At 46.6% G+C, this 14,456-nt stretch carries 13 protein-coding genes and 1 pseudogene; 2 read left to right on the top strand and 12 right to left on the bottom strand.

Annotation, left to right across the window (positions count from 1 at the left end; all coding sequences use genetic code 11):
* Positions 1-291: 291 nt before the first annotated feature.
* The 11 genes and pseudogenes from LO777_RS10310 to LO777_RS10265 form a co-directional block, all read right to left on the bottom strand.
* The gene (locus LO777_RS10310; protein ID WP_228853830.1) at positions 292-672 is read right to left on the bottom strand and encodes a YHS domain-containing (seleno)protein; all 381 of its coding nucleotides are present in this window, start codon (positions 670-672) and stop codon (positions 292-294) included.
* Between the two features lie 124 nt (positions 673-796).
* The gene (locus tag LO777_RS10305) at positions 797-1,864 is read right to left on the bottom strand and encodes a sensor histidine kinase (protein ID WP_228853829.1); all 1,068 of its coding nucleotides are present in this window, start codon (positions 1,862-1,864) and stop codon (positions 797-799) included.
* Positions 1,864-2,568 (bottom strand): response regulator transcription factor, encoded by a 705-nt coding sequence (locus LO777_RS10300; RefSeq protein WP_228853828.1) that lies wholly within the window; start codon positions 2,566-2,568, stop codon positions 1,864-1,866. Before LO777_RS10300 ends, LO777_RS10305 begins: the two co-directional genes overlap by 1 nt.
* Before the next feature lie 241 nt (positions 2,569-2,809).
* Positions 2,810-3,931, bottom strand: coding sequence for an ABC transporter permease (locus tag LO777_RS10295; RefSeq protein ID WP_228853827.1), 1,122 nt, complete (start codon positions 3,929-3,931; stop codon positions 2,810-2,812).
* Complete coding sequence (locus tag LO777_RS20090; RefSeq protein ID WP_268907426.1) at positions 3,931-4,269, bottom strand: ABC transporter permease; 339 nt, start codon at positions 4,267-4,269, stop codon at positions 3,931-3,933. The genes LO777_RS10295 and LO777_RS20090 overlap by 1 nt, the downstream gene beginning before the upstream one ends.
* Positions 4,266-4,960: pseudogene (locus tag LO777_RS20645) on the bottom strand (ABC transporter permease). Before LO777_RS20645 ends, LO777_RS20090 begins: the two are co-directional and overlap by 4 nt.
* 89 nt (positions 4,961-5,049) lie before the next feature.
* Complete coding sequence (locus LO777_RS10285; RefSeq protein ID WP_228853826.1) at positions 5,050-6,825, bottom strand: ATP-binding cassette domain-containing protein; 1,776 nt, start codon at positions 6,823-6,825, stop codon at positions 5,050-5,052.
* Between the two features lie 21 nt (positions 6,826-6,846).
* Positions 6,847-7,902 carry an efflux RND transporter periplasmic adaptor subunit gene (locus tag LO777_RS10280; protein WP_228853825.1) on the bottom strand — a complete coding sequence of 352 codons (1,056 nt, stop codon included), beginning with the start codon at positions 7,900-7,902 and terminating at the stop codon, positions 6,847-6,849.
* On the bottom strand, positions 7,847-8,482 hold the full coding sequence (locus tag LO777_RS10275) for a TolC family protein (RefSeq protein WP_228853824.1): 636 nt from the start codon (positions 8,480-8,482) through the stop codon (positions 7,847-7,849). Before LO777_RS10275 ends, LO777_RS10280 begins: the two co-directional genes overlap by 56 nt.
* Positions 8,479-9,351, bottom strand: a complete 873-nt coding sequence (locus LO777_RS10270) for a TolC family protein (RefSeq protein ID WP_228853823.1) — start codon at positions 9,349-9,351, stop codon at positions 8,479-8,481. The genes LO777_RS10275 and LO777_RS10270 overlap by 4 nt, the downstream gene beginning before the upstream one ends.
* A gap of 3 nt (positions 9,352-9,354) precedes the next feature.
* Complete coding sequence (locus LO777_RS10265) at positions 9,355-10,020, bottom strand: CerR family C-terminal domain-containing protein (protein WP_228853822.1); 666 nt, start codon at positions 10,018-10,020, stop codon at positions 9,355-9,357.
* 331 nt (positions 10,021-10,351) lie between these two features.
* On the opposite strand from LO777_RS10265, the gene LO777_RS10260 reads away from it, so the two are divergent.
* Both LO777_RS10260 and LO777_RS21045 read left to right on the top strand, forming a co-directional pair.
* A complete protein-coding gene (locus tag LO777_RS10260) occupies positions 10,352-11,572 on the top strand; it encodes an aminotransferase class I/II-fold pyridoxal phosphate-dependent enzyme (RefSeq protein ID WP_228853821.1) in 1,221 nt (406 codons plus the stop codon).
* Between the two features lie 100 nt (positions 11,573-11,672).
* Positions 11,673-11,816 (top strand): helix-turn-helix domain-containing protein, encoded by a 144-nt coding sequence (locus tag LO777_RS21045; protein WP_407929136.1) that lies wholly within the window; start codon positions 11,673-11,675, stop codon positions 11,814-11,816.
* A gap of 278 nt (positions 11,817-12,094) precedes the next feature.
* On the opposite strand, the gene LO777_RS10250 is transcribed toward LO777_RS21045, so the two are convergent.
* A complete protein-coding gene (locus LO777_RS10250; RefSeq protein ID WP_228853820.1) occupies positions 12,095-14,233 on the bottom strand; it encodes a bacteriohemerythrin in 2,139 nt (712 codons plus the stop codon).
* Between the last annotated feature and the right edge of the window lie 223 nt (positions 14,234-14,456).

Genomic DNA, 14,456 nt, shown 5'->3' with positions numbered 1-14,456 from the left:
CCGATCAGCACACTTTTCCCGAATCAACATCTCTTACGGCCGTTCACCATGTAGTTCTATGATTGTATTTATAGAGGCTTGTTATACGGTTCAACTACAGCCGGGTGATTGAGTAACTGAAATCAGTGATTTCTGACCGCAGACAAGCCTGAAAAGCAGGCACATCTCCAATCTGGCTGAGTTCCACAGGTAATCAGGAGTTCTATTGTGACATGAGCTCTTTCCAGCTCGAATCAGCTTTTTTTATAAGGGACCTTTCACCCTTTTCCCGGGCCAGCGAATTCCATTTTTTCAGAGTGTTCCCCAGAACCCGTTGTAAAAAAGATAGTTAGTTCCATTTAGTATTATATATGTTTTCGGATCGATACTGACCTTGTTCCCGTCCAGCATTGCCCAGGCACACCATCCCCCATACGCCGGAAGATAGTTTTCCGGACGTTTTTCAAAAAGATCCTTGTTTTGCCGGTTTATGAACCTATAGCGTGTACCGTTGAGAACTGTTTCAAATTCGCTTCTGCCGGGCTGCGGTTCGTTTGAAAAATAGCTGACCGGGTCATATCCCTGGATGGCCAGTCCGCTGCTGTCTATATTTAACTGACTGTTTTTTTCTGCTGCCGGTGTAAAAGAAGCAAGAGACAGTATTGTAAGAAGCAATATTAGACAATGTTTCATAATTGATCCTTTGTTTAATGGGCGTGTTTTTCTCAAGCCGGGCATCAGTTTAAAATATAAGTATAAAAGAGGAAAAACAGGTAAAATAATGGATCTGGATTGTTTAATGAAGAGAAAGCTGAAATCAGCGGGGCAGGAAGAACCAGATGTCTGTTTTTCCTCCAGTGCTTGCTGCACCGATATCACCACCGTGGGCTTTAATAAGTTCTTTGGTGATGGCAAGGCCAATTCCCGCGCCACCACCATCTCTGGAACGGGATTTGTCCACACGGAAAAATCTCTCAAAAATAAAGGGGAGATCTTTTTCGGATATTTCAGGACCACTGTTTTGAAAATTCGCCTTCAATCCTGTGGGTACTGTAAATGTGGAAATAACCACCTCGCCGCCATCAGGGGTGTATTTCCAGCAATTTTCAACAAGATTTCTGATTGCCTGGAGCAGCTTGTCCCTGTCTGCATTGATCGTTGCCTCGTGTCCGGCGAACCGTGTCTTCACTGCAATATTTTTTTTCTGAAAATGAAGTGAGAAAAGATGCATAACCTGCAAAATGAGTTCAGAAAGTGTGACATTTTCAAGATTGAGATGAACTTTTGCTGCATCTGCCCGCGATAACTGCTGCAGATTGTCAACCAGGTGAACCAGTCGGAGATTTTCCTGCTGGAGCATCTGGAACAGTTCAGGTGTCGGTGGTACTATTTTATCGTTTAAAGCTTCGAGGTATCCCCGTAGATTCGTCAACGGAGTGCGGAGTTCGTGGGCCACGTCTGCAACCATTTTCTTTCGCAGTTGTTCAATTCTTTCCAGGCTGTCGGCCATCTTGTTAAAAGCTGCGCCAAGCTCACCCACCTCGTCTCCTGTTATGATGTCTGTTCGCAGGGAATAATTTCCGGCTGCAATTTCCCTTGTGATATCCGTCATTTCAGAAAGGGGTTTTAATACTTTTCGTGTCAACAGGTAACTGAGGATAACGGCCAGCCCCAGGGCCACCGCCCCCGCCCACCAGAGATACTGGTGAATTGATGTGAGAAACATCCTGTGGGTTTCTTCAGTGGGAATATTGTAGGTTTTCATCAGGGCCATGAAGTATCTGGCGGCCAGTTTATCAATGGCCAGCCAGACTATTAGAAAAATAACGCCAATAACCGGGAAGGCATTTGTCAGCAGCAGTTTCCAGAGAAGGCGGTTTTTCATCAGTCATTCTCCCCATCAGCAAAACGATAACCAAACCCACGCACGGTCAGGATGTAATGTGGCTTTGAGGGGTTTTCCTCGATTTTCTGCCTGAGATTACCTATATGCACATCAATGACCCGCTCCATGACTGTTTCACCGTGTTCGTAAAATCTGGCAAGGAGCTCATTTCTTGAAAAAACTCTGCCGGGAGAGGACATAAAGGTATGGAGAAGCTTATATTCAGAGGTAGTCAGTTTAACAGGAATATTATCCAGGGTAACCGTGTATCTCTCGGGATCAACCACCAATCCACCATGGGATAATCGCCTTTTTTTCTCTGAAATGCCGGTGTTGGTACGTCTGAGTATTGCCTTTACTCTTTCAACGAGTTCTCTCGGGCTGAAAGGTTTGACAACATAATCATCCGCGCCAATTGAAAGGCCGAAAACCCGGTCCATCTCTTCTTCCCTGGCAGAGAGGATAAGAATCGGCACATCAGAGACTTCTCTCAACTGCCGGCAGATTTCCCAGCCATCGATTTTTGGTAGCATGATATCCAGTATGACAAATCCCGGCTGATGCTCTCTGGCCTTTTCCAGGGCCTGTTCACCATCAAAAGCTGCCAGAATCGAGAAGCCTTCTCTGAGCAGATAGGTGGCAATCAGTGTCGAGGTATTAGGGTCATCTTCAACAATGAGTATGGGACCATTACATAATGTCATGTTTACTCCAAGCGAAGGCGAATGTTTTCCTGCAGAAAATCAAGGAGCAGTCTTGTTCCTACAGGGAGAAAGCTTTTTGATGGAAAAAGAATGTTGATATCAATTTTTCCTCCGGCCATATTTTTAACAATGGCTTAACTGAGTGTCCACTATTTCATAGCATGATCAGACTATTCTTTTTTAAAAACGGATAGAAAACAGCATTGTTAAGGTGTAGGCCAGGTTGCTGTACTCTTGGGAACTATCCTGAGCGGTATCGAAATAACAGGGCTGCCAGGGGCAGGGTCACTGCGGCAATTATCATGAGAGGCCAGAGAAAAGGCCAGATCATGGAGAGGTCTGCTCCTTCGAGGAAAATATTTCTCAGGGCAGCGATAATATAGCGGGCCGGATTGAGCATATCGGCCCGTTGCAGCCAGAGCGGCATGTTTTCGACGGGGGTGGCGAATCCGGACAGGGTTACCGCAGGCATGATAAAAAGAAAGGAACCGAGGAGCCCCTGCTGCATGGTTGTGGAAAGGGAGGAAACAAGCAAGCCAACGCCGACGATTGTTACAATAAAACAGAGCAGGATGGTAACAAGAGCACTTATTGTGCCCCGAAACGGAATAGAAAACCAGTAAACCGCACCCACAGCAAAAAGCAGGGCATTGAAAAGACCGAAAACGATTGGCGGCACCGATTTGCCGAGCAGGATTTCTCCAGGTGAAAACGGGGCTACCAGAAGCTGGTCAAAGGTTCCGAATTCCCGCTCCCGGGCAACAGAAAGGCTTGTTAGAATCATCACCACCACCATGCTGATAATACCGCCAAGAGACGAGACGATAAACCATCTGCTGCGCAGGTTGCTGTTGAACCAGGAACGTTCCACCAGGCGGATGGCAGGGCTGTTCTGTCTCACGATCCCCTGAAGAACAAGCTCCCGGTTGAACTGCTCGATAATGGTATTGAAATAGCCAAGGGCGATCAGGGCTACATTGGGATTTCGACCATCGGCGATGACCTGCACCTGAACGGGTCGTGCTGATCGTATATTTTTTTCAAATCCGGAGCCGATATGGATGGCAAGCCTGGCCTTTTCACTGTTAATGCTTCCGGTCATCTGCTCTTGGTTACCCAGGTAATCGGTTAAGCGAAATATCCCGGAGCTTTCAACTTTGGTCAGTAACTGTCGGGAGAGAGTCGAGCGGGACTCATCAAAGACGGCGTAGGGTACATTTTTCAGATCATATGTTGCCGCGTAACCAAAGAGAAAAAATTGAATCAGGGGTGGGCCAATAATGACAAAACGGCTCTTCGGGTCTTTCAGGATTGTGGAAAACTCCTTTATTATCAGGGCTAGAATTCTGTGAAAACTGTTCATTATCTCTCCAGCCTTTTGGGGATTTTTCGATAGGAAAGAGAAAGAAAAACGACTGCCATGGCGGCCAGAACAAGTCCGTTGGGTACGAGGACCGACTTGATATCTCCTGCCATAAACAGGGTATGGCTGATAGTGACGAAGTAACGGGCGGGCACAAGGTAACTGACCAGCCGGATGACAGTCGGGGCACTTCCAAGATCAAAAAGCAGTCCGGAGAGAAAAAATGCCGGCAGGAATCCGGCCACGATAGATATCTGGGCCGCAACAAACTGGATACGAATGGCAGCCGACAGTAACAGACCAAATCCAAGGGAGGCCAGCATAAAGAGCGAACTCAATACCAGTAGCGCGGGATAGAACCTCGAAACGGAACATGAAAAAGTGTTACGGCAACACCGACGGATAAGATGACACCAAACATTCCCAGAAGATAATACGGCAGAATTTTCCCCAGAAGAAATTCTCCACGCCGCAGGGGGGTAACCAGCATTGCCTCCATGGTACCTCTTTCCCATTCCCTCGCAATGACGAGAGCTGTCAGTAGAATGCCTATCAGAGTCATGATAAGGGTAATCAGGCCGGGATAAGAAAATTTCTGCTTTCAGCACCCTCATTAAACCAGATTCGAAAGGTTACTGAAATCGGCGGGATAGTCTGGATCTGTTCGCTGTATGACCGCATCTGTGCCCAGCCTGCCATCAGGCTCTTCACATACCCTTCAATGAGACGGGCACGATTGGCATCAACACCGTTAACTATCAATTGAACCGGAGCTGTGCCTGTGCTCAATAAGTGGGAAACAAAATTATCCTGCAAAATGATAATAGCATCCACTTTTTTCTCCATGAGAAGTTTTTCCGCAACCCCTGAAGATTCAACGGAATGCAGTTGAAAGTGGGGAGAAAGGGAAAAGCGTGCCATAAGGTCCCTGCTGATGTTTCCCCGGTCCTTGGAAAGGAACGCGACGGGGATGTGTTCTGCATCCAGGTTGACTCCGTATCCGAACAGGAAAAGCAGGACGAGAGGCATGACCAGGGCCAGGGCAATACTGCTGGGGTCCCTGATAATCTGGAGAATTTCTTTTATCAGGATGCCGCGCAGCCGTAGTAGGGACAATTTCATACCCTGTTCTCCCGGGCTCTTTCGGCCAGTTCTATAAAGGCATCATCCATGGTTGGTTGGTTGTTTTGAGGAGATTTTGCCAGGTTTCTGATGTCGGCGGGGCTGCCTACGGCCAGAGTTTTTCCTTCACTCATGATAAGCATACGGTCGCAATACTCGGCTTCTTCCATAAAATGGGTGGTTACAACGACGGTAACACCCTGTTCTGCAAAGCCGTTGATTCGTAACCAGAATTCTCGACGGGCAAAAGGATCTACTCCTGATGTGGGTTCGTCGAGAAACAGAATTTCAGGCTCGTGTAGAAGGGCTGCTGCCATTGCCAGTCGTTGTTTATAGCCACCGGGAAGTGAAAAGGCAGGTCTGTCCCGCCACTGGTCGAGTTCAAATTCATGAAAAGCCCAGTCTATGCGTTTTTTCAGGTGTCGACCTGAAAGACCGTATGCTTTTCCGAAAAAAAGCAGATTTTCGTGCGAACTCAGTTGACCGTACATGGAAAACTGTTGGGCCATGTAGCCGAGATGAATCCTGGCTTTTGCCCTTGATTTTCTTAAATTATGCCCTGCAACGAGGATCGTGCCGGAGCTTGCGGGAAGGAGCCCGCAAAGCATACGAAAAGTGGTGCTTTTCCCGGCGCCATTAGGGCCCAGTAAACCAAAAATTTCCCCTCTTTCAACAGAAAAACTTAAGTTTTTTACAGCCTTAAAAGTGCCAAAAAGTTTACAGAGATTTTCTACAAAAACTGGATGTCGCTCACTGTAATGTGTTGTTTTTGAGTTTTTCTGCCTCTTTTCACTCTGAAATGAGGTAGGTGATCGAGGAATAAGGGCCATAAAGGCATCTTCGAAGGTCGGTTCAGTGGAACGTTTTTCTCCATATATTTCGGGAGAAACAGCAGTGGGGGCTAAATCCTTTTTCTTTTCCATTACTATTCTGATATGACCCGAACGGATTGTGGCATCAAGAATTCCCGGGTTATCTGCAAGTCCGGTAAAGCTGTTTCGAAGTGTTGTCGTCTCAGTAGGAATTACGATAAAAACCCTTCCTTTCATGGTATTGATGAAAAGATCGGGGGTTCCCTCTGCCAGAAGTTTTCCCTGGTGGAGGACAATGATATGGTCACATTGTTCTGCTTCATCGAGATAGGCGGTAGAGACGAGTACAGAAATGGAATTTTTTTCCACCAGTTCATAGATAATTTTCCACAATTCCCTGCGGGATATGGGGTCAACACCAACGGTCGGTTCATCCAGAAGAAGCAGCTCGGGGGATTTGATCAGGGCGCAGGCAAGTCCAAGCTTCTGCTTCATTCCACCGGAAAGATCGCCCGCCCGTCGTTTGGTATAGTCCGTCAGATCAGTCATTGCCAGAAGTCGCTTGTAACGCCCTGGGCGTTCTGGTCCTGGAACACCCTGTAGATCGGCGTAAAGATTCAAATTTTCCTGTACAGTCAGATCCTGGTAGAGTCCAAATTTCTGCGGCATGTAGCCTATACGACTTTGGATTTCAAGACTGTCCTTCATGCTGTCACGACCGAAGATTTTCATCTCTCCCGACGACGGTATCAGCAGGCCGGCTGCAATTCTGAGAAGAGTCGTCTTTCCGGCGCCGTCCGCTCCCACCAGTCCGGTGACCCTGCCTTTCATGCAGTGCAGGGAAATGTTCTGTAGTGCCTCGGTTGTAACTTTTTTCTTCCCCACGAAGGTTTTTGAGATTTCTTCGGCGAACAGGACAGGCTTGTTTTCCGGGGAAATTTCAGTCGTTATTTTCTGCATAAAAAAACCTGTGACTTCTTTTCAGTCTGTCTTTTTGCTGATAACAACGGTCACCGGCATACCGAGTCGCAGTCGGTTTTCCCTGTCTTTAACGAAGATTCTGACCTCATACACCAGTTTCGTGCGCAGATCTTCTGTCTGTACTGTTCTTGGAGTAAATTCGGCGACGGGTGAGAGAAAACCAACCCATCCTTCGACGGGGCGACCGGGGAAGGAGTCACTGAAAACCCGGACCTTCATGCCGAGATTGATAAGGTTGAGCTGCGGTTCCGGAATATAGGCCCGCACCCATTTAGGGTCGTTGAGTGCCAGGATAAAAACGGGTTTTCCAGGTCCGGCCATTTCTCCGACCTCGAGGATTCGGTTTTGTATAATGCCAGGAGATGGAGCAGTAAGAATCATATCCTGCAATCGAATATTGAAAAGCGAAACTTTGGCTTGCAGGGCCTTTAACTGTTGCTCAGCTGCTGCAATATCTTCTTTCCTGGGACCCTGAAGGGCGAGATCAAGCGATTTTTTTCGAACCTCAAGCTGTGCTTCCTGGATTTGGAGCTCTGATTGAGCATTTTCCTTATCCTGAATACTGGTGGCACCACTTTTTGATGTTTTTTCCAGGCGGGTAATGATCTGGCGGGTATTTTTTACTTTGGCCGCTGCTGCTTTGACTTCGGCGCGGGCCTGCTCAATTTCTTCGGGACGGTTTCCTGTTTTGAGCCTGGTTACCAGTTGGAGTTGTGCTGCTGTTTTAGCTTTGAGTTCGGCAAGTCCGGCCTCCAGGCGATCCGTTTGAAGACGGGCCAGGGTCTGACCTTTTATTACCTGTTCTCCCTCCTCGACCATAATATCCTGAATGCGTTCCTGCTCGTTAAAGGCAAGAGCTGCGTCCCGGATCTCGATAGTTCCAAATATTTTCAGCGGGCCGGAGTCATCAGGCTGCCGGGCACTGTTGTATGTTTGAAAACTGTAAAATCCTCCCCTGCAATCAGGAGCAGGACGAGTATTTTTAAAAAAAATCCTTTCTTCATGATTCTCCGCCTTTCTGATTCGATTGATTAATCTGTTGAAGCTGCAGCTCATTTTCCCAACCTCCTCCGAGAGCTCGATAGAGAAAAACAATATCAAAAAGTGCCTGTTTTCTTGCCTGAAGCAGTGATTCCTGAAGGGAAATAAGTTGCAGTTTCCTGTTGAGAACCCTGGAATTATTCCCAAGGCCGGAGTGATAGAGTTCTTCTGCCAGGAGTACGTCTTTGTTGACGTATTGCTGCTTCTGAAGAAGTTCATCGACTCTCTTTTTGCTGTAAATTACCCTGGCGCAACCATTCTCAACTTCTGATAGTGCCGAGAGAATCTGCTGTTCCAGTTCAAGCCGGGCCTGTTCCGTTTTAGAAGCGCGGACAGCAATGGTACTTTTAATTCGGTTTCCCGTAAGCAGTGGAATACGCAGTTGTGGTCCAAGAGAGTAGAAAAACGCATTGTTGTTCAACACGCCATCAAGGCTGTCACTCGACAGGGTGAGAGTTCCGAGGAGTGTCAGTGTCGGGAATTGTTCCGCTTCGGCTGCATCCGTTCTGGCGACAGCAGCCTGGTAGTTGTGCAGTGCCCTGCGGATATCAGGTCTTCTTTTTATGAGATCAATCGGCAAGCCGATTCCGATCATAGCAGGCAGATCGGGGGGGGATCTGCCTTGAGTATTACTTCCCTTGAGGAGGCAAGGAGGAGTCCCAAGTGGTGCTGGCTTGTAATGAGTTGTTGTTGTGGGGCAGACAGGCTTGCACGGGTTCCGGCCAGGAGTTGCTCGATTTGAATAATGTCCAGCTTTGAGCTGTTGCCTGTTTGGAATCGGGTTTTGGCAAGAGCAAGAAGTTGTTGTTGCAGTTGGATTTTTTTCCGTATCTTTTTGAGCAGTGCCTGCTGAGTTCGTGCTTCGATATAGGCCATGGTCAGCTCCGCAGAAAGAGACACCATAAAGGAGTGATAATCTGCATATCCAGCACGGATATTTTCTTCTCCGGCCTCAAGGAGTCTGGCAGTTCGACCCCAGAGATCAAGTTCCCATCCGGCCACAGCACCAGCGGAATACAGGTCAATGCTTTTTCCGGGGGGGACCCCCTGGGCGGAGATAAATCTGTCACCAGTTTTGAGATGGCTGTAGCCCAGGGCTGCTTCAAGGTTTAACCTGGCTTTGGCACCGATGACTCCCTGGCGGGCACTCAGTTCAACTATTCGTTCCCGTGCTTTTTTCAGTGTAAGATTTGAGGTTGTAAGTCTGGTTATCAGGTTGGTCAGCTGATCGTCATGGAACTGCTGCCACCACTGTGTGTCTGGTGGATGAGTAGTGTCAAAGTCCGTCGATGTATTACCGGGAGCATGCCATTTTTCCGGCACGAGGGCTGTCATACCTGACGGTTGAAAATCGTGTTTCACCGAGCAGCTCGCAGACAAGGTGGTCAGCAGAAGCATAAAGAGAACTATTCCGATTTTTTTTATTTCGGGTTTTTTTTCATAACCTGTATCGCATAATTTCATTTTTTATTGCTCTGTGAGGTGTGTAAGCGTTTTGCGGGTATGTTCAAGGATAATCCTGCAGATATCTTCAGTTTCCGAAGAGTCGTATCCCTGCATATCCAGAGAGCGAACTATGGTTTCCCGGGCAACCCGAAAGATGAGGACTTGACCGATGATGGCCATGGCCCTCAATTGAGCTGTCCGTCGTGAGGGATTTTCGGTGATAACCGTGATCAGGGTGGCAAGGGTATCCAGGATGGGTTCCATATATCCCTTGTAAATAATGTCATAGGAAGCGGTCGGATACATCTGTTCCCGAAATATAATTCGTGAAAATCGCCGGCTTTCCGCCGATCCCACAGCAAACATGATCATTTTTTCAATCAGGGTCAGCAATGTGGTTAGGGCTTTCTGTTTTCCTGAATCACCGGTAAACTGCATGGCGGTAGCTGTGTGCACCATATCAGCAACCTGGGTTTGAATTGTTTCGACAATATGGGTCACAACGGCCTTGTACAATCCTTCTTTGCTGTCAAAATAATAGGGGATGGCAGCGATATTGACGCCCGCTTTACTGGTTATGCTTCTCGTGGTGGCTGCTTCAAAACCATCCCTGCCGAAAACATCAATTGCTGCTTCAAGCAGCCGGTCTCTTGCATTTTTTTCTTTTTTGTGATTTTGCCGGTTCATACTTGTTTTCCTTTTGGATCGTGATATATGGCAATAATTAAATCATTCGAATGATTTAATCAAGTGATTATTATTCTGGTCTTATAAGAATGGTTAGAAACTGCATCTCGCTGATGTACTGTGATTTTGTCATTGTCTTCTTTTTTATGAAGCAGTTTAAATTCCTTGAATGGGGGGAGGAAAGAAGATAGGTTGCTTGGTGTTGAAATGAAAGTATCATGCTCAAATTCAGACAGGTTATGAAAATTCCAGTACTGAACTGCTCAGAAAAACATCATATATAATTTTTGTGATTTCAGTTTGTTATGCGCAATAAATAAGGAGAGGTATCATGACGACATACAACCCTGAAGAGGCAATGTTGCAGGCTCGGCGGGAATTTGGAGAGCATGGAGGTGTTGCACCTTCCATTTCACGCTCGGCTACATTCACTGTATTGCATCCCGGCACCATGCCGGAAATATTCGAGGGACTTAAAGGCCCGGAAAAGGACGGCTGTTTTCTTTACAGTAGACATTTTAATCCCACTGTAGACGTTCTCTCACGCTATCTGGCCGCAATGGAGGGAACTGAATCAGCCATCTGTACGGGCAGTGGCATGTCTGCAATTTCCTGCGCGATTCTCCAGATCTGCAAGGGAGGTGATCATATCGTATCCAGCGAGACAGTTTACGGGGGAACACATGCATTGCTCAAATCCCTGTTGCCCCAGATGAATATTTCAACAACGTTTGTGGATATCACTGATATGGATGCTGTCAGGAAAGCAGTTACACCACAGACTCGAATTATCTTCGCGGAAACTTTTGGTAATCCCACCCTGAAACTTGCCGATATCCCGGCTCTTTCAACCTTGACCAAACAAAAAGGGATTAAGTTGGTAGTGGATAATACCTTCTCGCCATTGATTGTTACACCTTGTCATTTAGGAGCTGATGTTGTGGTCTATTCTTTGACAAAATATATAAATGGCGCCAGTGATCTCATTGCAGGAGCTGTCTGCGCGGAAAAGAGTTTTATCCAGGAACTGATGGATTTGCACACGGGGCGTGTCATGTTGCTGGGCCCCACCATGGATCCTCGAGTGGCTTTTGATATTATACAGAGAATGCCACATCTTCCTCTTCGCATGAGGGAGCACAGCAGAAGGGCCATGGCCATGGCAGAGATGCTTCAGGAAATCGGGGTCAAAGTCTTTTATCCAGGTCTCCCCAGTCATCCTCAACATAAATTAGCCGAAAAAATAAAAAATGATACCTATGGTTACGGTGGAATACTTGCCATTGACTGCGGTTCCCGTGAAAAAGCTGAGTTGCTTATGGAAATTCTCCAGAACGAGGAACAATTTGGCCTGATAGCTGTTTCTCTTGGTTATTTTGACACTCTGATAAGCTGCTCGGGTTCTTCCACTTCTTCAGAAATCGATATGGAAGAGCAGCTCCGGATGGGTTTGTCTCCAGGGCTTTTACGGGTTGCAATTGGTTATACCGGTCCCCTTGAAGCCCGTCTCGGCCAGATGAAACGGGCTGTGCAAAAAATACTTCTGTCATGAGAAGCATTACCGGGAACCTGACTGTCACAAATATTGAAGATCGCCTGTACGAGTACTCTGCAATGTTGCTAAGGAACATGGAGCCAGGGAGTCAAAAGGACTGGTTATCCAGTTCCCCCTGACCCATGAAGATTTAAGTTTTCTCACTGGTTCGCATCGAGTCAGTATTACACGGGCAATGAAGGCATTAAAAGATGCCGGTAAAATAATCCTTGAAGGAAAGACCCTGGTTATTCCCGCATGATACTTTTTAGCCCGGATTTCTCATGAGTTCAGGCGGCGTCAGGTTCAAAGTTCCCGGAGTCTTCGCTTACCTGGCAGTGAATTATAGTGATCTATATTTACTGCCGAAATACTGCAGAAGATGGCGTCGCCTGGACTGACCTCTGGTGAACATTGTGTAAATTTTTCTGGGTCACTGATAATTGTCTCATTGTTTATGTTCCATAATTATTCTCAAAATTGACACAATGTTCATGAGAAATGCGGGTTAGGATCGCAGGTCAACCCTGGAAAGATTTCTCAGGTAATACCGTTTTCCCTGAGAAAAGGTACATACCTCTTGTCCACTTTCAGGATGTGGTCCTTCAGCCAACTCTGGAGAAACTCCATCAACTCCACTGAAAGGGTTCCGTCTCCTGCCATAAACTGGCCCTTGAGATCTTTTACCTGGCTGACAAGACTGGCATGGACTTTTTTATGATTTTCATATTCAGGGTACTTGAATTTTTTGAAAAGTCTTTCCTCATTGCTGAAATGAGTTTCTGTATATTCGATGAGCTGGTCGAGGATGGCACCGGAAGTGGATGTGCTTTTACCGGTTTTCATCGCCCTGTGCAGATCATTTATGAGTTTAATTAATACCTTATGCTGGTTGTCGATATAGTTCAGCCCCACGGAAAGGCTCTGGCTCCAGGGGATAAGGTCAGGTGTGTTGGCAGCCAAATCATGAGTTGCCCCATTCTGTTCAGTCTGGTCAGGTATCTTGAATTGACTCACATGGTTCTGTAATTCCAGAGATATTCCCGTAAGATCACCGGCACTCTGCTTTACCCTGTTACTGGTCTGAACCAGTTCTCCAGAAACGTTGCTGACTCCTGCGATATCTTTTGCAATATTGTCAGCTGCGGCCGACACCTGGGCCACGTTTTCATTGACTTCGGCAATTCCCTGGGCCGCCTGCATGATATTGTCGGCGATTTCACTGTTAGTGGCACTTTGCTCATCAACGGCTGTATCGATATCGGTTACAATATTCTCTACTTTATTGATAACTTCGGAAATCTGCTTGATTTCAGTAATGGTTTCATTTGTGGAGTTCTGGATTGATTCAATCTTATTTCTGATCTCTCCTGTAGCGTCAGCCGTCTGTCTGGCCAGCTCTTTGATCTCGTTGGCCACCACAGCAAAGCCCTTACCTGCCTCACCCGCTCTTGCCGCCTCAATTGTCGCATTGAGGGCCAGCAGATTGGTCTGCTCGGAAATCTCTGTAATGACTTCAGTGACTTTACTGATTTCAAGTGCGGCATTGCCCAGCAGGTCAACTTTGTCTGTAGAGCTTGCTGCCAGGGTGACGGCATTGGAGGTCACCTTACGCGCCTCAACGGTCCGTTCTGCAATCTGTTTACCTGTTCTGGTCACCTCTTCCGCTGCCGTAGCAACTATATTGACATTTGTTGCGGCCTCCTCACTGGCTGCAGCCACGGAGTTCATATTGGAACTCATCTGGTCGGTTGATGCAGCCACACTGTTTGACTGCTCTGCTGTTTCACTGGCACTGCTCGCCAGTCCATCGGAAATCATACTCATTTCATTTGCAGAGGCAGCAAGATGATGCATTTCATTGGTTATGGACTGGACCATGGCGCTGATTTTGTCCGCCATATTATTCAGGGCTTTTGCCAGTTGTCCGATCTCATCGGTCTGCCTGATGGAGAGGCGCTCGGTCAGGTTCCCGTCAGCCATGTGCGATGCCAGGGAAACAGCCTGTTTGAGAAAGGATGAAATGTTTCTGCCAATAAAAAAATTAAAAAGAGATCCTATAATAATGGCAATAACAGCGAGAATAGGGATAAGTCTGGCCTTGAATTTTGAATTGTTTTTTAACGTTTCGTCTTCCTGAAAAGCCCGTTTTTCGATTTTTTCACGAATTTTTCCCATGATGGTCTGTACTGTTTCCAGGGCAGGAAGGGTTTCGTTACTGTATATTTTTAAAACTTTTTGTTGATAGTCGTTACTCTTTTCATTTCCGGAATGGTCTAGTTGCTTGATGGAGCGTGCAGAACCATGTAGAGTGGAATGCGCTGTTTCAAGCTGAGTGATTAATTGGCCCAGTTCAGGTATTATCTTTTCCGCTTTTTTTCTTTCTTCACCGTAAAGCCAGTTGCCGAGTTTGCACTTATGATCATCTGTTTCAACACTCAGTGTAGTTTGTTCTGGATGTATCAGAAAATCTGCAACCATGGCCTGCCATTTCAGGTGGTCTACCTCCTTCTGGAGCATCAGCTGGCTTAAACTGTTGAAATATTCTGTCCGGTTGACCTGGTTTTCGAGGTTCGCAAAGCCGCGCCAGCTGAAAATACTGATTACAGACATTAACAGGAGAACTGTTCCGAATCCGATACCAAGTTTTGCCATTAGTGACATATTACGCCAGCGCATACCTGTTTCCTCCGTCCGATGGGATAGTAATTTGGTTTGTGAACCTGAATGAAAATGTCAGGTTTATTAAAGTCTATCGTTCCGGGCTGAAGGATTCAAATTTTTTTTGATTATTTTCTGAATACGTACGAAATTTTGCCTGATAAAGCTGGCACATTTTGAATATGGCTGAGTTTCATGAGTAATCAAAAATTCAAAAAAACATGTATAGTGTAAAAGGATC

The sequence above is a fragment of the Desulfomarina profundi genome, assembly GCF_019703855.1.
Lineage (GTDB): Bacteria > Desulfobacterota > Desulfobulbia > Desulfobulbales > Desulfocapsaceae > Desulfomarina > Desulfomarina profundi.
Note: the sequence above shows the minus strand (reverse complement) of the source record. Positions and strands in the feature narration are given on the sequence as shown.